The sequence below is a fragment of the Halopseudomonas salegens genome (assembly GCF_900105655.1).
Lineage (GTDB): Bacteria > Pseudomonadota > Gammaproteobacteria > Pseudomonadales > Pseudomonadaceae > Halopseudomonas > Halopseudomonas salegens.
Genome location: NZ_LT629787.1, coordinates 3,775,139 through 3,796,005 on the forward strand (window position 1 = coordinate 3,775,139; position 20,867 = coordinate 3,796,005).

General features: G+C 59.3%; 17 protein-coding genes. 4 read left to right on the forward strand and 13 right to left on the reverse strand.

All coding sequences use genetic code 11. The features are described 5' to 3' along the window. Positions 1–76: 76 nt before the first annotated feature. The 4 genes from BLU07_RS17430 to metE form a co-directional block, all read right to left on the reverse strand. On the reverse strand, positions 77–742 hold the full coding sequence (locus BLU07_RS17430) for an alternative oxidase (RefSeq protein ID WP_092389428.1): 666 nt from the start codon (positions 740–742) through the stop codon (positions 77–79). After that, positions 739–2,373, reverse strand: a complete 1,635-nt coding sequence (locus BLU07_RS17435) for a BCCT family transporter (RefSeq protein WP_197675036.1) — start codon at positions 2,371–2,373, stop codon at positions 739–741. The genes BLU07_RS17430 and BLU07_RS17435 overlap by 4 nt, the downstream gene beginning before the upstream one ends. 73 nt (positions 2,374–2,446) lie before the next feature. Further along, the gene (locus BLU07_RS17440; RefSeq protein ID WP_092389433.1) at positions 2,447–3,151 is read right to left on the reverse strand and encodes a pseudouridine synthase; all 705 of its coding nucleotides are present in this window, start codon (positions 3,149–3,151) and stop codon (positions 2,447–2,449) included. 232 nt (positions 3,152–3,383) lie between these two features. Beyond that, positions 3,384–5,675, reverse strand: coding sequence for a 5-methyltetrahydropteroyltriglutamate--homocysteine S-methyltransferase (gene metE, locus BLU07_RS17445; protein WP_092389435.1), 2,292 nt, complete (start codon positions 5,673–5,675; stop codon positions 3,384–3,386). 114 nt (positions 5,676–5,789) lie between these two features. Here metE and metR point away from each other — a divergent pair, with 114 nt between their 5' ends. Continuing rightward, positions 5,790–6,719 carry a transcriptional regulator MetR gene (gene metR / locus BLU07_RS17450; RefSeq protein WP_092389437.1) on the forward strand — a complete coding sequence of 310 codons (930 nt, stop codon included), beginning with the start codon at positions 5,790–5,792 and terminating at the stop codon, positions 6,717–6,719. Here metR and BLU07_RS17455 read toward each other — a convergent pair. Both BLU07_RS17455 and BLU07_RS17460 read right to left on the reverse strand, forming a co-directional pair. After that, positions 6,706–7,053 carry a hypothetical protein gene (locus BLU07_RS17455; protein WP_092389438.1) on the reverse strand — a complete coding sequence of 116 codons (348 nt, stop codon included), beginning with the start codon at positions 7,051–7,053 and terminating at the stop codon, positions 6,706–6,708. The genes metR and BLU07_RS17455 overlap by 14 nt on opposite strands. A gap of 11 nt (positions 7,054–7,064) precedes the next feature. Next, the gene (locus BLU07_RS17460) at positions 7,065–8,390 is read right to left on the reverse strand and encodes an NAD(P)/FAD-dependent oxidoreductase (RefSeq protein ID WP_092389440.1); all 1,326 of its coding nucleotides are present in this window, start codon (positions 8,388–8,390) and stop codon (positions 7,065–7,067) included. A gap of 265 nt (positions 8,391–8,655) precedes the next feature. Here BLU07_RS17460 and BLU07_RS17465 point away from each other — a divergent pair, with 265 nt between their 5' ends. Together BLU07_RS17465 and BLU07_RS17470 are read left to right on the forward strand one after the other, a co-directional pair. Next, positions 8,656–10,287, forward strand: a complete 1,632-nt coding sequence (locus BLU07_RS17465; protein WP_092389993.1) for a methyl-accepting chemotaxis protein — start codon at positions 8,656–8,658, stop codon at positions 10,285–10,287. Positions 10,288–10,361: 74 nt separating this feature from the next. Beyond that, complete coding sequence (locus BLU07_RS17470; RefSeq protein WP_092389442.1) at positions 10,362–11,042, forward strand: MOSC domain-containing protein; 681 nt, start codon at positions 10,362–10,364, stop codon at positions 11,040–11,042. Here BLU07_RS17470 and dbpA read toward each other — a convergent pair whose 3' ends face one another. From dbpA to BLU07_RS17505, 7 genes are all read right to left on the reverse strand, one after another. Then, positions 11,043–12,425, reverse strand: a complete 1,383-nt coding sequence (dbpA, locus tag BLU07_RS17475) for an ATP-dependent RNA helicase DbpA (RefSeq protein WP_092389444.1) — start codon at positions 12,423–12,425, stop codon at positions 11,043–11,045. A 108-nt stretch (positions 12,426–12,533) separates the two neighbouring features. After that, positions 12,534–13,715 (reverse strand): acetyl-CoA C-acetyltransferase, encoded by a 1,182-nt coding sequence (locus BLU07_RS17480; protein WP_092389446.1) that lies wholly within the window; start codon positions 13,713–13,715, stop codon positions 12,534–12,536. Between the two features lie 90 nt (positions 13,716–13,805). After that, complete coding sequence (acs, locus tag BLU07_RS17485) at positions 13,806–15,746, reverse strand: acetate--CoA ligase (protein ID WP_092389448.1); 1,941 nt, start codon at positions 15,744–15,746, stop codon at positions 13,806–13,808. 93 nt (positions 15,747–15,839) lie between these two features. Continuing rightward, positions 15,840–16,703, reverse strand: a complete 864-nt coding sequence (gene panC / locus BLU07_RS17490; RefSeq protein WP_092389450.1) for a pantoate--beta-alanine ligase — start codon at positions 16,701–16,703, stop codon at positions 15,840–15,842. Between the two features lie 5 nt (positions 16,704–16,708). Then, the gene (gene panB, locus BLU07_RS17495) at positions 16,709–17,503 is read right to left on the reverse strand and encodes a 3-methyl-2-oxobutanoate hydroxymethyltransferase (RefSeq protein WP_092389452.1); all 795 of its coding nucleotides are present in this window, start codon (positions 17,501–17,503) and stop codon (positions 16,709–16,711) included. 151 nt (positions 17,504–17,654) lie between these two features. Then, the gene (gene folK / locus BLU07_RS17500) at positions 17,655–18,149 is read right to left on the reverse strand and encodes a 2-amino-4-hydroxy-6-hydroxymethyldihydropteridine diphosphokinase (RefSeq protein WP_092389454.1); all 495 of its coding nucleotides are present in this window, start codon (positions 18,147–18,149) and stop codon (positions 17,655–17,657) included. A 1-nt stretch (position 18,150) separates the two neighbouring features. After that, on the reverse strand, positions 18,151–19,533 hold the full coding sequence (locus BLU07_RS17505; RefSeq protein ID WP_092389456.1) for a polynucleotide adenylyltransferase PcnB: 1,383 nt from the start codon (positions 19,531–19,533) through the stop codon (positions 18,151–18,153). A 342-nt stretch (positions 19,534–19,875) separates the two neighbouring features. Between BLU07_RS17505 and BLU07_RS17930 the strand changes: the two genes are divergently transcribed. Then, a partial coding sequence (locus tag BLU07_RS17930; RefSeq protein ID WP_092389458.1) for an IS256 family transposase occupies positions 19,876–20,867 on the forward strand: 992 nt, incomplete at its 3' end.

Genomic DNA, 20,867 nt, shown 5'->3' on the forward strand with positions numbered 1-20,867 from the left:
GCGGTCATGACCCTGCAGGTGAAGGAAGTATCCTGATATATCAGTCATCGGTCTGGTATTGCCGGTGGGTGCCCTCTCAGTCACTGGCTTCCTGCGGGCGATCGAAACGATCGGCAAAGTCATGATTGACATCACGGTGCTCGGCTTCGTCGGCGCGCACTGCAATGACCACTTCACGCAGCCGGGCATCGGCAGGAAGCTGCCAATAATCGATGGCGATCCGGGGTGCCGGTACGTTTTCCAGTTTGCCGTTGTCTATTTCGGCCAGGTACTGGGTATAGCTGTAGACGGCCTCTTCTTCGAAGTAGCCGACCAGGCGGTGGGCGGTGCGTCCGGAAATGACATAGAGCAGGAAAAAACAGGTAAAGAAAATGCCCTGGGCGAGCAGGATGACCATGCGCTCGAACCAGTTCGGTCGAGCGATTTCCACGAACGTCATCAGGTGCATACGCTCGTTTTCCGCTTCCGCCAGCAGGGTATGAATCCAGTCGCGGTCATCCTCCAGCCGACGCAGGCTGCGCATGTGGCGAATCATGCCACCGACCATGCCGGGTACCCCGGCTACGGTTTCCAGCACCACGGCGCGATGACCGTAGCGTTGGGCAAAAAACAGGTCGGCAAAAAAACGCAGCAAGCGGGTGAGCCGAAAGGCAATCTGATCGGAGAGCCCTTTTGGCGCCCGGTGCTTTGCCAGTGGATCTTCACAGGCGATGGTACTGTTGTCAGGTTGCTGTTGGCTCATTCTCGCTCTCCTGATGGTGGCGCAGCGGTAACCTCTGCCGGATCGGCGGCAAGTGGTGACCCGGGAGATACTTCTGCACCCAGGTGATCATTGGCATCCAGCATACGCATCAAACGCTCATGGGTAACGGCCGCATGCAATTCAATTTGTCGCTGTTCGTTGCGTAGAGCAGTGAGCAGGGAAATAGCCATAAAAATCATCAGTAACATGAAGGGCAAGGCGGCGAGGATGGAAATCGTCTGCAGTGCAACCAGGCCACCGCTGAGCAGCAGTACCCCGGCTACCAATACCTGGATCAGGCCCCATGTCAGACGTGACCAGCGTCTGGGGGTCAAGACGCCGTGGCTGGTAAACATGCCGAGGACGAAAGTGGCCGAGTTGGCGGAGGTGATGACGAAAAGCGTTATCAATACCAGCATCAGCAGGCTACTTGCGGCGCTGCCGGGCAGTTGGGCGAGCGTGGCAAACAGGCCGGCACTCATCTCTTCGGCGACCACGGCGCTGATGCCGGCCTCGGCGAACAGCTCGAAATACAGTGCCGAGCCGCCAAAGGTGGCAAACCACAGCATGCTCAACAAGACCGGCATACCAATCACGCCGATAACGAACTCGCGCACCGTGCGGCCGCGTGAAATACGTGCGATAAAACTGCCGACAAAAGGCGCCCAGGACAGTCCCCAGGCCCAGTAGAAAATGGTCCAGCGTTCCACCCAGTCATCGCCGGTATAGGGCGACATGATCAGGCTCATGCCGATCATGTTGCTGGCGTAGTCGCCCAGCGCTGTAGTCATCACGGCGGTGATGAAGTCGGTTGGCCCAACCAGGAAGACGAAGAGCAACAAACCTCCAGCCAGCAACATGTTGGCATCGCTGACATAGCGAATGCCGCTTTCCAGCGGTGCCATGGCACAGAGCAGAAAGATGATTGCCACACCGGCCAGAATGGCCAGTTGTTGCGGACTGCCAAAGCCGATGCCGGCCACACTGACCAGGCCACTGTTGATCTGGATAACGCCCAGTCCCAGTGTGGTCGCGACACCGAAGACAGTTGAGACCACGGCAAGAATATTGATTGCATGCCCCCATCCGCCGTCTACCCGTGAGCCCAGGCTTGCGCGGAAGGTTTCACTGATCAGGCCGGGTCTCTGCTGGCGGAAACGCACGTAGGCGATTGCCAGCCCGACCACAGCAAAGTTGGCCCACTGGTGAAAGCCCCAGTGAAACAGCGAATATTGCATGGCCAGTTGCGCTGCCCGGGGGCTGCCGGCATCGGCCTGGCCGAAGGGCGGGCTGGCCAGGTGACTCATGGGTTCGGCAACTGCCCAGAACACCAGGCCAACGCCCATGCCGGCAGAAAAGATCATCCCCAACCAGGCCAGGTAGGAAAACTCTGCTGCTTCGCCGTCCGCGCCGAGGCGGATGCGCCCATAGTCACTCAGGCCAATGCCGATACAGAAGAGCAGGAAGCCTGTCGTCGCAAAAAGATACAGCCAGCCGAAGTGCAAGGTGGTGAATTGCAGTGCTTGCCCAGCCCACTGCGCCAGTTGCTCGGGGTGGCTGGCACCCAGCAGTACAAAGAGCGACAGCAGAATCAGTGAGCAGTAGAACACCCAACCGGGGCGACGGTTCATGAGCACTCCTGTGCATGGTCAGCAATCAGGGAGCAGCCTAACATGCGAGAGCAGCCTGGCTGAATGATCCGGGTCAGGTTGGATCCTGCACGGCATGGATTTCCCTACTGCTTAATGGCCTGAAGTCACCGGGTGCCAGTGCCGGGTCCAGTTGCAATGGCCCCATGCGCTCACGATGCAGAGCACAGACTCGGTTGCCCACCGCATGGAACATGCGTTTGACCTGATGATGACGACCTTCGTAAATACTGAGCAGGGCCTGACAGGGACCGAGAAGTTGCAGTGCAGCCGGGCGGGTATACAGGTTTTCCCGGGCCAGAAAGATACCATCAGCAAAGCGGGCTGCCGCCTCGGGTGAGATGGGTTCGCTGGTGGTTACCCGGTACACCTTGGCCAGGTCCGAGCCGGGGGCTGTCAGCCGGCGTGACCATAGACCGTCGTTGGTCAGCAACAGCAAGCCGGTGGTGCTGCGGTCAAGGCGACCGGCCAGGTGCAGGTGTTCACGCAGTTCGGCAGGCATCAATTCCAGTACGGTCGGGTGTTGCGGGTCCTGAGTGGCACTGAGGTAGCCGGCGGGTTTGTGCAGCATCAGGTAATAGCCGGGTTTTGCCACTTGCAGGCAATCGTGGTCAAGGGTGACCTGCATAAAGGAGCTGATGGCCTTCAGGCCATCGCGGCAGATCTGATCATCTACCCGTACCCGGCCTTGATGCAACAGGTCGCGTGCGGTCTGTCGACTGATGCCATTCTGGTTGCTGAGGAGTCTGTCCAGACGCATGGGATAAGCTTTTCTCCCGGTTTCAGTGCGGTTGCACCCTTGCTGACAACTGATCGGTCAACAATGCCCTCAACCGCCAGGGGGCGCAACTCACTGCAGTGCAGGTTGGCTGCCTGCGGGCAGCCTCAGCGGCCGGATTGATCAATGCGCATGGCACTGTCGCGCGATAGTGCCATGTCGAGTCTTGTTTGTCGCCGCCCCTTTGGACGGTCGACAGTTGAATACTCAAGGTTCAGGCCGCTGCCTCGGCATGTTTGCTGCGCAGCTGGCGCGCGGCGGTGACCATCGCCTGCAAAGCCGCGCGGGTTTCCGGCCAGTTGCGGGTTTTCAGACCACAGTCGGGGTTGACCCACAGGCGCTCCAACGGAATAACCCGCTGTGCCTTGTTCAGCAGCTTGACCATGTCGGCTTGCGATGGCACCCGAGGTGAATGGATGTCATACACGCCCGGACCGATGGCATTGGGGTAGGCGAAATCGGCAAAGGCATCCAGTAGCTGCATATCCGAGCGCGAGGTTTCAATGGTGATCACATCCGCATCCATGGCAGCAATGGCATCCAGCGTATCGTTGAATTCGCTATAGCACATGTGCGTATGGATCTGGGTGCGGTCATCGACCCCGCTGGCGCTGAGACGAAAAGCGCGCGCAGCCCAGTCCAGGTAATGCGGCTGGGCTGTGCGTCTTAGCGGCAGGCCTTCACGAAACGCAGGTTCGTCAATCTGGATAATGCCGATGCCGGCCGCCTCCAGATCAACCACCTCATCACGCACTGCCAGCGCCAATTGCAGGGCACTGGTTTCGCGGCTGACATCCTCGCGAGGGAAGGACCACATCAGCAGGGTCACCGGGCCGGTGAGCATACCCTTGACCGGTTTCCCGCTCAGGCTTTGTGCATAGCGTGTCCATGCGACCGTCATCGCTTGCGGACGGCTGACGTCGCCAACGATGATCGGTGGTTTTACGCAGCGTGAACCATAGCTTTGAACCCAGCCAAAGCGGGTAAAGGCATAGCCCTCGAGTTGCTCCCCAAAGTATTCGACCATGTCGTTGCGCTCGGCTTCGCCGTGCACCAGTACGTCCAGCCCGAGTGTTTCCTGCTCGGCGATGACCTGAGCTATCTCGGCACGCATGGCGTTGTTGTAACTGGCATCATCCAGTTTGCCCTGGCGCCAGGCTTTGCGCTGTTGGCGAATATGGCTGGTCTGTGGAAAAGAGCCAATGGTCGTGGTGGGTAATAGCGGCAATTGCAGCTTTTCCTGCTGCAGGGCAGCCCGTTCGGTGAACGGCGTTGCCCGTACACTGTGTTCTGGCGTCAGTGCTTGCAGGCGTTTAGCAACGGTGGAATTGTGCACCCGGGCTGATGTTGTACGGGCTTGCTGTACCGCGACCGAATCAGCCAAAGCTTGCTGCACATCCGAGCGATCCGGCGTACGCAGGGCCTGGGCGAGCAGGGTGACTTCCTGCAGCTTCTGTTCGGCAAAGGCCAGCCAGCTACGCAGTTCCGCATCCAGCTCGCTCTCGCGGCCAAGATTCACCGGGCTGTGCAGCAACGAGCAACTGGGTGCTACCCATAGCTGCTCACAGCGTTCGGCAGCTGACGTCAACAGCTGGAGCGCGTGTTCAAGATCACAGCGCCAGACATTCCGGCCGTTGACCACGCCCAGGGACAGGACCTTGTATGCAGGTAAACGATCGAGCAGCAATGGCAACTGCTCGGGCGCGCGCACCAGGTCGGCATGCAGACCAGCCACCGGCAAGCTGCAAGCCAGGCCGAGGTTGTCGTCGAGGCTGTCAAAATAGGTGGCCAACAGTAGCTTGACTGGCGCCCGTTGCAGTTGGCTGTAACTGCTTTCAAAGGCGGCTTTCCAGTCGCTGGGCAGGTCCAGTGCCAGAATCGGTTCATCGATCTGCACCCAGTCGATACCCTGTTCAGCCAGGCGCTGCAGAATACTCTGATATACCGGCAGCAAGCGCTCCAGCAGTTGCAAACGATCAAAGTCGGCGCCCTTGATCTTGCCCAGCCAGAGCCAGGTCAGCGGTCCGATCACTACCGGTTTGACCCGGTAGCCAAGAGCCTGCGCCTCGGCGACCTCGTCGAACAATTGTGTCCATTGCAGGCTGAAGGTCTGTTCGATGTGCAGTTCCGGCACCAGATAGTGGTAGTTGGTATCAAACCACTTGGTCATCTCGCAGGCGAAGGTGCCTTCCTTGTGCGGATGCGTGCCACGGGCCAGATGGAACAGGGTATCCAGGTCAGGCTCGCCAGCATCGGCAAAGCGCTCGGGTATGGCGCCGAGCATCAGGCTCTGGGTCAGCACCTGGTCATACCAGTGAAAGTCGCCGACGGGTAGCAGATCCAGCCCGGCTTCGGCCTGCTGCTGCCAATGTTCATGGCGTAACGTTCGGCCGCAGTCTTCCAGTGCGCTGCGCTCGAGCTTGCCGCCCCAGTAGTCTTCAAGGGCAAATTTCAGTTCACGGTCGCGCCCGATCCGCGGAAATCCCAGGTTGTGGGCAATGATCATGTTGGCTCTCCTTGGGTGGCCATATTGTTGGCAACAAGGGTCGGCTTTTAATCATGTTGAATCAAACTCATTGTATTAATGCTAAGATCAAGTTTTATTCACGTTGGAGGCGGCATGCTGGAATTACGGCACCTGCGTACCCTGGTCAGTTTGCGCGAGGCAGAGAGCCTGGTAGAAGCGGCGGAACGGCTGCATCTGACCCAGTCCGCGCTGTCCCATCAGTTGAAAGATCTGGAACAGCGACTGGGTTTGCCATTGTTTGTGCGCAAGACCAAACCGGTACGTTTCACCAGTGCCGGCCTGCGCCTGTTGCGCCTGGCCGATCAATTACTGCCACAGGTGCGCCAGGCTGAACGGGATTTGCAACGGCTTGCCGGTGGTCAGGCTGGACGGTTGCATATGGCGATTGAGTGCCACAGTTGTTTCCAGTGGTTGATGCCGACCATTGATCAGTTCCGCATCGCTTGGCCGGAGGTTGAGGTGGACTTTGCTTCCGGCTATTTCTTTGCTCCGCTGCCGGCGCTGGCACGGGGCGACCTGGATCTGGTGGTGACGTCGGATCCGCAGACCTTGCCAGGTATCAGCTATGTCCCGTTGTTCACCTATGAAGCACTCTTGGCGGTGAGCAATCAGCACCCACTGGCCGCGCGCAGTCACGTCGAGCCGGCCGATCTTGCCGGTGAAACCCTGATCACCTATCCGGTTGAGCGTGAGCGGCTGGATGTGTTCAAGCAGTTTCTTGATCCAGCCGGGGTGGAGCCCTTGAGCGTTCGTACAGCCGAATTGACGGTGATGATGCTGCAGTTGGTCGCTTCCGGACGAGGGGTCAGTTGTCTGCCCAATTGGGCATTGGCCGAATACAGCCAGCGCGGCTATGTCAGCGCCCGTCGTTTGGGGGCCGAGGGTCTGTTCGGCACTCTGTTCGCAGCGGTGCGGGAGGATATGCTGGGCATGTCTTACCTGCAGGACTTTCTGCTGACGGCCAAGGATACGTCTTTTGCCACGCTCGAAGGTGTCAGTGCCAAACCGGTCAGTCAGGTTTAACCGGTTGCTTGCGCAACAGGTAGCTGGCCGGGTGAATCAGGACAAACGCCAGTAATGTCACACCCAGCAAGGCACCCAGCATGGCCACCCAGTCGAAAGTGCTGGCAACATAGGCGAGCCTTGAATGGGTCAAAGCGGGAATCCACAGCAGCCCGCTGAGACCGGTCAGCGCCGCCAACAACAGGCTGAGGCCTTTGCGGTGCTGCAAAAACCGGTAACCGCGGAGGCGGGCCACAACCTGCAGCGCAAAAAACACCGCTAGCAACAGGGTAATAAGCCACAGGTATGGCATTACGGCATAGCCGAGAATGGTCAGTGCACCGGTAAAAGTCATCAGCTCGTCTCCTAGGCGCGGCCTTCCAGCACTGCGTAATAGGCCGGTTGCAGCATCTTGTCTTTCATCGTCCAGGTCACCCAGGATTCTTCGGTCGGGTCAATGAAAGGGAAAGAGGGCAAGAAGTTCATGTCATAGCCAAACTCCACCAGCATGGCTTTGCCGATGCCGGTAATCATCGGGCATGAGGTGTAGCCGTTGTGCTGGAGCGGGAGCGGCAGCCCCTGCATCTGTGCCAACAGATTGGCTTCGACCACCGGTGCCTGAGCCTTCACGCTGGCAGCGGTTTTGTTGATCGGTGCACCGATAACATCGCCAATGCCGAATACTTCCGGATAACGGCGGTGTTGCAGGGTATGGATATCGACATCCAGCCATTGCCCGATAAAAGGGCCTTCCTGGGCGGCCAGGCCGCATTGGCGAATCGCGTCCGGCGCACTCATTGGCGGCACCACATGCAGGAAATCAAATGACTGTTCGCTGGTCGAGCCGTCGGTTAGCCGGAAATGGGCGACTCGGCGTTCAGGTTCAATAGCGGTCAGAGTGTGGAAGTTGTGTTGCTGTACGCCCTGATCGGCAAAACGCTGGATGACGAAGTCATTGACCCAGGGTTGGCTGAATACGCGGTCACCGGGACAGAAAAAATCCACTGCGTAATTCTCCCGCTGCCCGGTACTTTCAAGTCGTGACAGGGTGGTAAAGGTCATTTTCAGCGGCGCGCCGGCACACTTCATGGCTGTCGGTGCCATGGTGAACAGGCCTCGTCCCGAGCCCTTGGCGATCCACTGCAGAATCAACTGATTGGTGGCAGTCGCCGCCTCCAGACTGGCGTAGACACTACCGATACCATGCTTGCCAATCAGCCGGGTATCCATGCCCTCAATCAGGTCGTAATTGAGTTGCAAGCCAGTGGCCACAATCAGGTAGTCATAACTGAGGTTGTCGCCGTTACTGAGCATGACCTGACGGTTATCCGGATCGAAGTCATGGGCGGAGGCCTTGATCCAGTTAACGTCAGCAGGTACAAAACGGGCGTTTGGGCGCGTAGTTCCCTGGGGTTGCCAGACCCCGGATGCCACCAGCGTCCAGCCCGGTTGATAATGGTGAATCTCGCGCTCATCCACCAGGCTGATGCGCGCACCGTCCAGGCTTCGCGACAGCCGGTTGGCCATCGCCATGCCTCCGGCACCAGCACCGATAATGACAATATGCGCCGAAGTCTTGAGACCGCTGGCATAAAGCCCATGGCTGGTCAGCAAGCCACTGGCACCTGCCAGGGCAGCAAATTTGAGTAGCCGGCGGCGGCCGGGACTGGCGACAGTGGGAGTGCTGATCATGGTGGCTCTCGCTTTATTCTGCTTATACCCCCAAGTGTATGTTCCGGCGTTATCGCTGGCTACTGATGCTGATCAATAAATGATCATTCTTTAGTCGTATACATGCTTCGTCAGTGCTGGCGTTATATTGTCAGATCACCGAAGAGCCGCCCGTTGAATACTGGATTGCTCATGGTTATGGATTTCTGCTGGCACCTTGCCTGCTGCTGACTACACTGAAGACTATCTGGACCCGCATTCAGCGGACCTGATCGAGGCACTTGCCATGCTATTCCGCACTCTGCCCATCAGCTTGCGTCTGTGGCTGATCCTGGTTTTTTCGTTAGTCCTGCTGTTGGCTCTGGGCAGTCTGTTGCTGGTGCAACTGAATGCCCAGTTGCATGCCGGCAAGGTCGAGATGACGCGCAATGTGGTGGCCAGCACCAGTGGGGTTCTGGGGCACTATCACCAGCTGGAGCGAAACGGCGAGCTGACCCGTGAGCAGGCCCAGCAGGCAGCTATGGAGCAGATTCGGGGTTTGCGCTACGCCGGTCAGGAATACTACTGGATCAATGACCTGCACCCTCGAATGGTCATGCACCCGACCAACCCGGCGCTGGAAGGTGAAGACCTGTCTGGCTATCGTGATCCGGATGGCAAGGCGCTGTTCAATGAAATGGTCGCCGTTGCGCGCAGCAGCGGTGCTGGCCTGGTGGAATACCGCTGGCCCAAACCTGGCGCGACCGAGCCGGTGGAAAAAGTCTCCTATGTACAATTGTTCGAGCCGTGGGGCTGGGTTCTCGGCTCCGGCGTGTATATCGATGACATTCGTGCCTTGTTTCGCCAGCAGGCGCTGCAGGCCTTTGGCCTGATTCTTGTGGTTGCGCTTTTACTCGCGCTACTGGTCGGCTTGATCGGGCGCAGTATCAACCGCCCGTTGGCGGCAACGGTAGATGCGTTGGCCGACATTGCCGAAGGTGAAGGTGATTTGACCCATCGACTGGATACACAGGGCCGAGATGAACTGGCTGGTCTGGCTGGTCATTTCAATGCCTTTACCGGCAAACTCGCGGCTCTGGTGCGCCGCCTGCTCGGTTCGGCCCAGTCACTGGATACGGCTGCCACCGAACTGGGAAATATGGCCCAGCGGACCCAGCAACACAGCGCCGAGCAGTCGCAACAGATGGAGCAGGTGGCGACGGCGGTCAACGAAGTCAGTTATGCGGTACAGGATGTGGCCAAGCATGCGGAGCAGGCAGCAGAGCAGGTACGCACCGCGGATGACGCTGCACGGGAGGGGCAGACCGCGGTGCATCAGGGCGTTGCCGAAGCGCAACAACTGGCCAGCACCATGACGCGGGCAGTCACCACCATGCAGGATGTGGAGCGCGAAACCGCCCAGATCGGCAAGGTGCTGGATGTGATCCAGGCGATTGCCGAGCAAACCAACCTGCTCGCGCTGAATGCGGCTATTGAAGCGGCGCGTGCCGGAGAGCAGGGACGGGGCTTTGCCGTTGTTGCCGATGAAGTACGCCTGCTGGCGCAGCGTACACAAAGTTCCACAGCGGAAATTCATCAGATGATCGAGACCCTGCGTGCGTATGTCAGTGAAGCGGTCAAGGTGATTGGCGAGAGCAGTCAGGCGACCGAGCGCACGGTGACGCGGGTGAATGAAACGGGTGAGCGCTTGCAGGACATCGTCAACGCCTTGCAGCAGGTCAGTGGGCTCAATCAGTCGATCGCCAGCGCCACGTTGCAGCAATCCCATGTGGTTGAAGAGATCAATCGAAACGTGACCAGCGTCGCCGGGCTGGCGCGTGACAATGCGGCTGCGGCAGATCAGGCCAGCGCTGCGGGTGCGCAATTGACTGCATTGGCGCAAGATCTGAACCGTTTACTGGGTGATTTCCGGGTCTGATCCTGATCAGCCCTATTGGCTGGCGAGCTGCAATTGGTTAGGGTGTTGACTGATTGATCAAGACGAGAGCAGCCATGCAAGGGGACAGTATCCAGGTTCTTGCCATCAGCACCGCCCAGGCACAGAACTTCACCGTCGGCCAGCGCACGTTGCGTACTGGGCATTTCAAGCAACCACAGGCCGGCGCGGTCGACATTGGCACGGAAGGTATTGCCGGCGACTTTATCGGCAACCCGAAACATCATGGCGGGCCGGATCAGGCACTGTATCTGTACAGTCAGGCTGATGCTGACTGGTGGGCGAATGAGCTGGATCGGACGGCGCTGCCTGCGGGATTTTTCGGGGAGAACCTGACCATCGATGACTGGTGGCCGGCGGTGCGTGTCGGCGACCGCTTGCAGTGTGGAGATCTGCTGCTGGAAATTACCGGGCCGCGGATACCGTGCGCCACTCTGGCAGCGCGGGTAGGTGATGCCGGTTTTGCCAAGAGCTTTGTCAAGGCGGAACGCCCCGGGGCCTATGTGCGTGTGCTTCAAAGCGGCGAAATCAAGGCAGGCGATAGCTTGCAGGTTCAGCCAGCCAGCGAGGCTTTTCCGACCGTGGTTGAACTGTATCGCTTCTGGCACACGCGGCGCCAGGACGCCAGCTTTGTGCAGCGCACACTGGCCGCCCCCGTGGCGAGTCGTATGCGGGCAGAACTGGAAGAGCTGGCGGCGCGGCAGGCAAAGGAAACCCAGCCGCTGCCGGGTATCTGATCAGACCTGACGTGCGCGTACGCTGCGGCCTTTCACCTTGCAGCCCTGCAAACCCTTGAGTGCCGCGCTGGCATGCTCGCGCTGGATGGCGACATAGGCGCAGGTATCAAACAGATTGATCTTGCCGACAGCGGTGCCGGGCAGCCCGGCATCCTTGGTCAGGGCGCCGAGAATATCCCCTGGGCGCAGCTTGCTCTTGCGTCCGGCATCCAGCTCCAGGGTCACCATGCTGGCGGCCTGTGGCTTGGCCGCCGTTGGCGCCAATTGCTCCAGAGTACGCATGTCGGGTGTCTGCTCGGTGAAATGCCCGATCTCTTCAACCCGCTGTGTTTCCTTTGGGGTAAACAGCGAGACCGCACGGCCAGACTGGCCGGCGCGACCGGTACGACCGATACGGTGTACATAAGTGTCGGCATCGCGCGGCACATCGAAATTGATCACCAGCGGCAGATCCGGCAAGTCCAGCCCGCGGGCGGCGACATCGGTGGCAATCAACCAGCGCGCGCTGGCGTTGCTGAAGCGCACCCAGACCTGGTCACGGTCTTTCTGGTCCAGGTCGCCATGCAGGGCCACCGCCGCAAAGCGATGCTGGCGCATAAAGTTGGCCAGCTCGGCACACCCTTGCTTGGTCTGGCAGAAAATCATCCCGGCCTCCGCCGGATGCTCGGCCAGTACTCGCAGCAACACGTCGGCCTTGTCGCTGGCCTGGGCGACGCGGTAAAAGGTTTGGGTGATCTGGTCCTGAGCATTGCCACTGCTGACCTGAATACGTTCCGGTGCGCGCTGGAAGGCGGCACTCAGCTCGGCAATGGCATCCGGGAAGGTGGCAGAAAACAGCAGTGTCTGGCGCTGGTCGGGGGTTTGTTGGGCGATGTTGACGATGCTGGGGTAAAAGCCCATATCCAGCATGCGGTCGGCCTCATCCAGCACCAGAGTGCGCAACTGATCCAGTTGCAGGGTCTGTTTGCGCAGGTGATCCTCGATGCGCCCGGGCGTGCCGACGACGATATGTGCGCCATGCTCCAGCGAGCCGATTTGCGGGCCGATTGGCGTGCCGCCACAGAGGGTAAGCACTTTGACATTGGCCAGCGGCTTGGCCAGCTGACGAATGCTCTCGGCGACCTGGGTTGCCAGTTCGCGCGTGGGGCAGAGTATCAGTGCCTGGCAGCCGAAAAAGCGCGGGTTCAGGCGTTGCAGCACGCCAAGGGCAAAGGCGGCAGTCTTGCCGCTGCCGGTATCGGCCTGGGCGATCAGATCCTTGCCGGCGAGCACGCGTGGCAGGCTTTGTTGCTGGATCGGCGTCATCTGCGCATAGCCAAGCCGCTGCAGGTTATCCAGCAGCTCGGGGTTCAAGTCCAGTTGGGAAAAATCAAGGTCAGACACAGGCAGGCTCGGCTCACGCGGCAGAAAAAGGAGCCAAGCCTAGCAGAGGCGGGGGATTGAGGATAGCGCGAGCAGACGGGCAGTCAGGGGACTGCCCGTCCTTCAGACTCAGTTGCGCTCGATGGCCAACGCCACGCCCTGACCGCCGCCGATGCACAGGGTGGCCAGACCCTTTTTGCTGTCGCTGCGGATCATTTCATGCAGCAGGGTGACCAGCACGCGGCAGCCGGAAGCGCCGATCGGGTGGCCGAGGGCAATGGCGCCACCATTGACGTTGACCTTGCTGGCATCCCACTGGAGTTCACGGCCGACCGCCAGGGCCTGGGCGGCAAAGGCTTCATTGGCTTCAATGCGGTCCAACTCATTCAGTTGCCAGCCGGCTTTTTGCAGGCAGCGCTGGGTGGCCGATACCGGGCCGATACCCATGATCGCGGGGTCAACCCCGGCGTTGGCATAACCTGCCACGCGGGCAAGTACGGGCAGCCCCAGTTCTTTTGCCTTGCTGGCGCTCATCAACATGACCGCAGCGGCGCCATCATTCAGGCTGGAGGCATTACCCGCGCTGACAGTGCCATCTTTCTTGAAGGCCGGGCGCAGTTTACCCAGGCTTTCGGCGCTGATGCCGTCACGTGGCTGCTCGTCAGTCACTACCTGCAGCGGCTCGCCCTTGCGCTGGGGCACGCTGACTGGCGTAATTTCGTCGGCAAAGTGCCCGGCTTTTTGCGCGGCCACGGCCTTTTGTTGCGAGGCGGCGGCGAAGGCGTCCTGGTCTTCCCGGCTGATCTGGTATTTCTCCACCAGATTCTCGGCGGTGATACCCATGTGATAATCGTTGAAGGCATCCCAAAGACCATCGTGAATCATGCTGTCGATCACCTGGCCATGGCCCATGCGCTGACCGGTGCGTGAGGTGGGCAGCAGGTGTGGCGACAGGCTCATCGACTCCTGACCGCCGGCAATCATGATCTCGGCATCGCCACAGCGGATGGCCTGAGTGGCCAGATGCAGGGCCTTGAGGCCGGAGCCACAGACCTTGTTCAGGGTCAGTGCCGGCACGCTGTGCGGCAGGCCGGCATGAATGGCCGCCTGGCGCGCCGGATTCTGGCCACAACCGGCGGTGAGCACCTGACCGAGGATAACTTCATCGATGGTGGCCGGGTCGACCCCCGTTTGCGCCAGAAGGGTTTTGATCACAGTGGCGCCCAATGTGTGGGCGGGGACCTGGGCAAACTGGCCGCCAAAACTGCCAATGGCGGTACGGCTGGCGGCTACAATCACGACCTCTTGCATGAACGACTCCTGGCACTCTGTTCTCTGGGCTGACTAGGATAGTGCTCCCGGTCACCAACGGCAACGTCAGCGACCATTTTGTTCACAGCCTCAGGCGCGGTTGAGTCGATGGGCAATCAATTCCTCGACGACTGCCGGATCAGCCAGGGTTGAGGTATCACCAAGGCTCTCCAGTTCATCTTCGGCAATTTTGCGCAGGATACGTCGCATGATCTTGCCCGAGCGGGTTTTTGGCAGCCCCGGCGTCCACTGGATAAATTCCGGCTTGGCAAAGCCGCCCACCTGCTCGGCAACAAAGGCCTTGAGTTCGCTGATCAGGGCATCACTGGGTTCGACATCATGCATCGGCATCACGTAGGCATAGATGGCCTGGCCCTTGATGTCATGCGGACAACCCACTACAGCTGCTTCGGCGACTGAATCATGCAGAACCAGTGCGCTTTCCACTTCGGCGGTGCCTATGCGGTGGCCAGAAACGTTGAGTACATCATCTACCCGGCCGGTGATCCAGTAGTAACCGTCCTCATCGCGCCGAGCCCCATCGCCGGTAAAATAAAGGCCGGGGTAGGCACTGAAATAGGTGTCGACCAGACGCTGATGATCACCATAGACGGTGCGAATCTGGCTCGGCCAACTGCGCTTGAGCACCAGGTTGCCGCTGGCAGCACCCTGCAATTCCTTGCCGTCAGGGTCCATCAGCGCCGGTTCCACACCAAAGAAGGGGCGGGTTGCCGAGCCCGGCTTGAGGTCGGTGGCGCCGGGCAGGGGCGTAATCATGATGGCGCCGGTCTCGGTCTGCCACCAGGTATCCACAACCGGGCAACGTGAGTCGCCGACGACGTGGTAATACCATTCCCAGGCTTCCGGGTTGATGGGTTCACCCACAGTGCCCAGAAGGCGCAGGCTGCTGCGCTGGCAGGAGGTAACGAACTCGTTGCCCTTGGCCATCAGCGCGCGAATGGCCGTGGGGGCGGTGTAGAAAATATTCACCTGATGCTTGTCGACCACCTGCCAGCAGCGCGAAGCATCCGGATAAGTCGGCACCCCCTCGAACATCAGCGTGGTGGCACCGTTGCACAGTGGGCCATAGACGATATAGCTGTGCCCGGTGATCCAGCCGACATCGGCCGTGCACCAGTAAATTTCGCCGGGTTTGTAGTCGAACACATAGTGATGGGTCATGGCGGCGCTGAGCAGGTAGCCACCGGTGGTATGCAGCACGCCCTTGGGTTTGCCGGTGGAGCCGGAGGTGTAAAGAATAAAGAGCGGATCTTCGCTGTCCATCGGTTCTGGCGCACAGTCGGCACTGACCTGCTCGATCGCTTCGTGGTACCAGAGATCTCGGGTTGTATCCCAGTCGATGGTTTCACCGGTGCGGCGCACGGTGATGACGCTATGCACATTGGGACATTTGGCCAGGGCTTTATCCACATTGGCCTTGAGCGGTACCGGCTTGCCACCGCGCACGCCGTAATCGGCGGTAATCACGGTCTGGCAGTCGGCATCGAGGATACGGTCACGTACTGCATCGGGCGAAAAGCCACCGAAGACCACCGAGTGGACGGCACCGATGCGGGCGCACGCGAGCATGGCATAGGCCGCTTCGGGCACCATGGGCATGTACAGACACACCCGGTCACCCTTTTTGACGCCGCGACTTTTCAGCACATTGGCCAGGCGGCAGACTTTTTCATGCAATTCGCGGTAGCTGATGCGCGCATCGTCGGTCGGTTCGTCACCTTCCCAGATGATTGCGGTCTGTTCTCCCCGGCTGGACAGGTGACGGTCGATGCAGTTGACGCTGACATTCAGCTTGCCACCAATGAACCAGGCGGCCTGGCCTTGCCTGAAATCGCAGTCACTGACGGTATGCCAGGGGTGCTCCCAGGTCAGAAAACGTTCGGCCTGCTCGGCCCAGAATTGCTCGGGTTGCTCAATGGATGCGCGGTACATGGCCTGATAGCCGGCCTCATCCAGATGGGCGGACTCTCGGACCTGATCGGTGACCGGGTGAAGCTCTTTCGGGTACATGCTCGGCTCGCTCTTGTTGTTGTCGGCGATAGCGCGACCGCAGGCGGTCGCGCATGGCTGTTCCCTACAGGATTGACCCTAATGGCCGGCAATTCAACCCTGCTTTGGTCGCATGCTGAAACGCAGGTTGTCGATCAGGCGGGTTTTGCCCAGAAAAGCGGCGGCAAGAGCAACCCCGGTCCGGGTATCCGGGCCAATGGCAGCCAGGCTGTCGGCATCGCGCAGGTCGAGGTAATCTGCTGTGAAGCCTGCACTTTCCAGGCTGTGGCGGGCCGTCTCAATGATGGCGGCATAATCGCGTCGACCGCTCTGTACTGCCGCAGCAATCTGCTGCAGTTGTTGGTACAGCAAAGGTGCCTGCTGACGCTGTCTGGGGGTCAGGTAGCCGTTGCGCGACGACAGTGCCAGGCCATCCTCGGCACGGCAGGTGGGCTCGCCGACGATATGCACCGGCAGCGACAGGTCCTGGGTCATTTTGCGAATGACGGCCAATTGCTGGTAATCCTTCTCGCCAAATACCGCAAGATCTGGCTGGACGATATTGAACAGCTTGCTGACCACGGTCGCCACGCCGTTGAAGTGGCCCGGGCGACTACCGCCACAGAGCCCTTCAGACACCACAGGAACGCTGACCTGGGTATGGCCATTCAGGCCGTCCGGGTACATCTCGGTGGCATTTGGCGCGAAAAGCAGGTGCGCGCCAGCGTCAAACAGTTTGGCCTGGTCTTCACTCAGGGTGCGCGGGTAGCTGTCGAGATCCTCATTGGGGCCGAATTGCATCGGGTTGACGAAGATACTGACGACGACAAAGTCGCCACGTGCCAGGGCAGTGCGAACCAGGGCGATATGCCCGGCATGCAGGTTGCCCATGGTCGGCACCAGGCCGATGCGTTTGCCTTCTTCACGCGCACGGGAAACGGCCGCGCGCACCTGAGCAATGCTGTGCACGGTATTCATTGTGTTCAGAACTCGTGTTCGCGGGCGGGGAATTCGACCGCCTTGACGGCGTCGACATAAGCCTTGATGGCAGCGGGTATATCCGCTGTCTCGGTCATGAAGTTCTTCACGAAACGTGGCAGGCGTCCACTGATCGACAGGCCAAGCATGTCGTGTACCACCAGCACCTGACCGTCGGTACCGCTACCGGCACCAATGCCTATCACCGGCACCTTGACGCTCTGGCTGATCCGGGTGGCCAGATCACTGGGTACACATTCCAGCAGCAGCATGCTGGCACCTGCGGCTTCCAGAGCCACGGCGTCTGCCAGCAAGGTGTCAGCCTGAGCCTGCTCACGCCCTTGCACCTTGTAGCCACCCAGCACATTGACTGTTTGTGGCGTCAGACCGAGGTGAGCACAGACCGGAATGCCACGCTGTACCAGTGCCGTGATGTTCTCGGCCAGCCAGCCGGCGCCTTCCAGTTTGACCATATGGGCACCTGCCTGCATCAGTGCGGCGCTGTTGTTCAGAGTCTGCTCCAGGGTGGCGTAAGCCATAAAGGGCAGATCAGCCATGATCAACGCACCACGGTTGCCGCGTTTTACTGACCGGGTGTGGTAGGCCATATCCGCAACCGTGACCGGCAGCGTGCTGTCATGCCCTTGCAGCACCATACCCAGAGAGTCACCGACCAGGATGACCTCGACTCCGGCCTGGCTTTCCAGATGGGCGAAGGTGGCATCATAGGCCGTCAGGCAGACAATCTTTTCTGCAGATTGCTTGAGCTTGTACAGCGTTGTCAGGTTTACATCAGGCATGGTGGCTTCCAATAATTCGGCCTCACTGAGGCGAGATGTCTTGGGTTGTGGGGTGACCGGTCAACCGGCGCAGCATGCTACCACTTTGCGCAGTATAGTGCCGATCCTGCGGTGGCGGCGATGGTGACCAATCAATCTGCTGCATGGTCATTCATGGCTCGGGCGGATTCAGCCGCTGCAAGCCATGGCTTTGGCATTGTTGCAATAGCTCGGCAACTCGACAGCCGTTGGGTAGTACCATTTCCGGCTCCAGCTCGGCCAGGGGTTGCAGGACGAAATCGCGATATTGCAGGCCATAGTGTGGCACTGTAAGGCGGGGTAGGTCGATGCTCAGTTGGTCGTACAGCAGCAAGTCCAGATCCAGTGTCCGCGGCCCCCAACGCTCGGCCTTGCGTTCGCGGCCATGCAGCTGTTCTATGGCCTGCAACTGATCCAGCAATGCCAGCGGCGCCAGCGCTGTATCCAGACAGGCGACAGCATTGACGTAGTCGGGTTGCTCTTGCGGACCCATGGGGGCACTCCGATACAGGCTCGAACGGGCGACCAGTTCGCTTTGTGTCAGCATGGCCAGGGCGTTGAATGCCTGCTGCAGTTGCCTCTCGGGGTTGGCCTGATTGCTGCCAAGGCCGATATAGCAGCGCGGCATGTCAGTCGCCGGTGCGAGGTGCACGGGGTTTGCGTTTACGTCGCCCCCGTGAACGCTTGCCGGCGCCTTCACTGCCCAGCTCGCGGATCATCTGCCGGCGCTGGTCCTCGTTGGCGTCCTGGTACCGGGTCCACCAGTCACCCAGGCCCTGGGTTTGCTCGCCGGTAGTTTCGCGGAGCAGCAGAAAATCATAGGCAGCCCGGAAACGCGGGTGTTCCAGCAACTGGTCGGCGCGGCGCCCGCTACGGCGCTCCAGGCGCGGCTGCATATCCCATATTTCGCGCAGCGGTATGGTGAACCGCTTGGGTATCGCGGTATGTCGGCATTGCTCGGCGAGCAGCTCCTGGGCGGCCTGCTGTTGTGCTGGAATGGTTGGGATGCCCTTGTCTTCCAGTGCCTTGACGCGCTCAGGCAGTGCTGGCCAGAGCAGGGCGGCGAACAGGAAGGCAGGGGTTACCGGACGGTCTTCACGGATGCGCAGGTCGGTATTGCGCAGGGCCTGTCGGATCAGGGCCAGTGAGTAATCGGGATTGGCCTCAATGGCTTCTTCGGTATCCGGAAACAGGGGTGAAAACAGGTCATGCTCACGCAGTAGCTCGAAGGTCAATTCACCCTGGCCACTCATAAGCAGCTTTAGCACCTCATCGAACAGGCGTGCGGGCGGAATGTCGTGCAGTAATTCGGACAACTCGAAAATTGGTTCGGCACTGTGCGGTTCAATATCGAAATCCAGTTTGGCAGCAAAGCGCACAGCCCGCAGCATCCGCACCGGGTCTTCCTGGTAGCGGCGTACCGGATCGCCGATCAGGCGGACCTGGCGGTTTCTCACATCATGAATGCCATTGGCAAAGTCATGAATATGGCCATCAGTCGGGTTGTAGTAGAGCGCATTGATGGTGAAGTCCCGGCGCTGGGCATCTTCTTCGAAATTGCCATAGACGTTGTCGCGCAGCAGGCGACCGCTTTCACTTTGCCGTGACAGCTCTGAGTCATCGAGATTCTCACTGTCGCTGTCACTGTCATGACTGGCACGGAAGGTGGCGACTTCGATGATTTCACGGCCAAAACGCACATGCGCCAGTTTGAAACGGCGGCCAATCAGGCGGGCATTGCGAAAAGTGGCGCGGACTTCTTCCGGGGTGGCGCTGGTGGCCACATCGAAATCCTTGGGCACGATATCCAGCAGCAAGTCACGCACGCAGCCCCCGACCAGGTAGGCCTCGTAACCGGCGCGTTGCAATTGCTCAACCACACTGACGGCATGCCGGCTGATACGGCGGGGGTGCAGATTATGCTGGCTGGCGGCAATGACCTGAGGCGTTGTGCGCTGACGTGTCTGGCGGCCAAATGGCGTTGGTAGTTTTTGCAGGATTTTGCGAATCATAGGTGCGGGTTATCCACCAGCATAAGGTTACCCTTTGCGCCCAAGGCTGCAGGGAATAAATGAATGCGGCATTCTAGCTTGATTTGCTGGGGATTTGAATGTATCAGGGAGAGAAAGCTCAAGGGGAGTAGAAACTCCCCCCAATGGTATTTTTGTTTTTATTCTGTGAGCTGTTTTTGTTGTTGTAGGCATTTGCGGCAAAGCCGCAATCCCAAACCCATCCCGGGTTACAAAAACAAACGGATTGCTTTGGAAGCTTAGCGATTCACGTTGTGCCATCTTGGCGGGTAGTGTTCATAATTCTGTGTCACCTCTTTAATCTACTCATCAGAGAGGTGAACCATGAGCAAACCCACATTCGACATTGACGCCGCCCTGCAAGCCCTGCGTGACGGCCAGGATTTGACCGGTAAAGACGGCATTCTCACGCCGTTGATCAAGCAACTCACCGAAGCCGCCATGCAGGCTGAGTTGGACAATCATCTTGCCAAAGAAGCCACGCCGAACCGCAAGAACGGCACGACTGGCAAGACCATGAAAGGCCCCGTCGGCAGCTTCGAATTGAAGACGCCCCGTGACCGCAGCGGCACCTTCGAGCCCCAGCTTATCAAGAAACACCAGACGCACCTGACCGATGAGCTGGAGCGCAAAATCCTGGCCCTGTTTGCGCTCGGCAACAGCTACCAGGACATCCGCGCTCACATTGCTGAGTTATATGATATTGAGCTGTCCAACGGCACCATCAATGCTGTCACCGACAAACTTCTGCCAGAGCTACAGGCATGGCGAGAGCGTGATCTTGAAGTCATCTATCCAATTGTCTGGCTTGACGCCATTCACTACAAAATCAAGGAAAACGGGCGTTACGTCAGCAAGGCCATCTACACCATTCTCGCCCTGAACATCGAGGGAAAGAAGGAGCTGCTTGGCCTGTATCTGTCCGACCAGGAAGGCGCCCATCACTGGCTCTCCGTGCTGACAGACCTCTACAATCGTGGCGTTAAGGACATCCTGATCGCCTGTGTAGATGGCCTGAAAGGCTTCCCGGAAGCCATCGAGAGCATTTACCCGAAAACGGAAATCCAGCATTGCGTGATTCACCAGATCCGCAACTCGCTGAAGTATGTCGCATCGAAAAACCAGAAAGCCTTCATGGCTGATCTGAAGCCCGTCTACAAGGCTGCAACGCTGAACGCCGCAGAAATCGCACTCGATGAACTGGAAGCCAAATGGGGCGAGAAATATCCAATGGTGATCAAGTCTTGGCGGGGCAAATGGCCAACCCTATCGGCCTACTTCAAATATCCCGATTACGTCCGCACTGCGATTTACAC

Coding starts and splice junctions, on each gene's coding strand:
- acs (WP_092389448.1), bottom strand. CDS start 15,746: ATGTACCCGAAAGAGCTTCACCCGGTCACCGATCAGGTCCGAGAGTCC.
- folK (WP_092389454.1), bottom strand. CDS start 18,149: ATGCCGCGCTGCTATATCGGCCTTGGCAGCAATCAGGCCAACCCCGAG.
- BLU07_RS17465 (WP_092389993.1), top strand. CDS start 8,656: ATGCTATTCCGCACTCTGCCCATCAGCTTGCGTCTGTGGCTGATCCTG.
- BLU07_RS17460 (WP_092389440.1), bottom strand. CDS start 8,390: ATGATCAGCACTCCCACTGTCGCCAGTCCCGGCCGCCGCCGGCTACTC.
- metE (WP_092389435.1), bottom strand. CDS start 5,675: ATGATCATTGCCCACAACCTGGGATTTCCGCGGATCGGGCGCGACCGT.
- panC (WP_092389450.1), bottom strand. CDS start 16,703: ATGAATACCGTGCACAGCATTGCTCAGGTGCGCGCGGCCGTTTCCCGT.
- metR (WP_092389437.1), top strand. CDS start 5,790: ATGCTGGAATTACGGCACCTGCGTACCCTGGTCAGTTTGCGCGAGGCA.
- BLU07_RS17435 (WP_197675036.1), bottom strand. CDS start 2,373: ATGAACCGTCGCCCCGGTTGGGTGTTCTACTGCTCACTGATTCTGCTG.
- BLU07_RS17430 (WP_092389428.1), bottom strand. CDS start 742: ATGAGCCAACAGCAACCTGACAACAGTACCATCGCCTGTGAAGATCCA.
- panB (WP_092389452.1), bottom strand. CDS start 17,503: ATGCCTGATGTAAACCTGACAACGCTGTACAAGCTCAAGCAATCTGCA.
- BLU07_RS17470 (WP_092389442.1), top strand. CDS start 10,362: ATGCAAGGGGACAGTATCCAGGTTCTTGCCATCAGCACCGCCCAGGCA.
- BLU07_RS17480 (WP_092389446.1), bottom strand. CDS start 13,715: ATGCAAGAGGTCGTGATTGTAGCCGCCAGCCGTACCGCCATTGGCAGT.
- BLU07_RS17505 (WP_092389456.1), bottom strand. CDS start 19,533: ATGATTCGCAAAATCCTGCAAAAACTACCAACGCCATTTGGCCGCCAG.
- BLU07_RS17440 (WP_092389433.1), bottom strand. CDS start 3,151: ATGCGTCTGGACAGACTCCTCAGCAACCAGAATGGCATCAGTCGACAG.
- BLU07_RS17455 (WP_092389438.1), bottom strand. CDS start 7,053: ATGACTTTTACCGGTGCACTGACCATTCTCGGCTATGCCGTAATGCCA.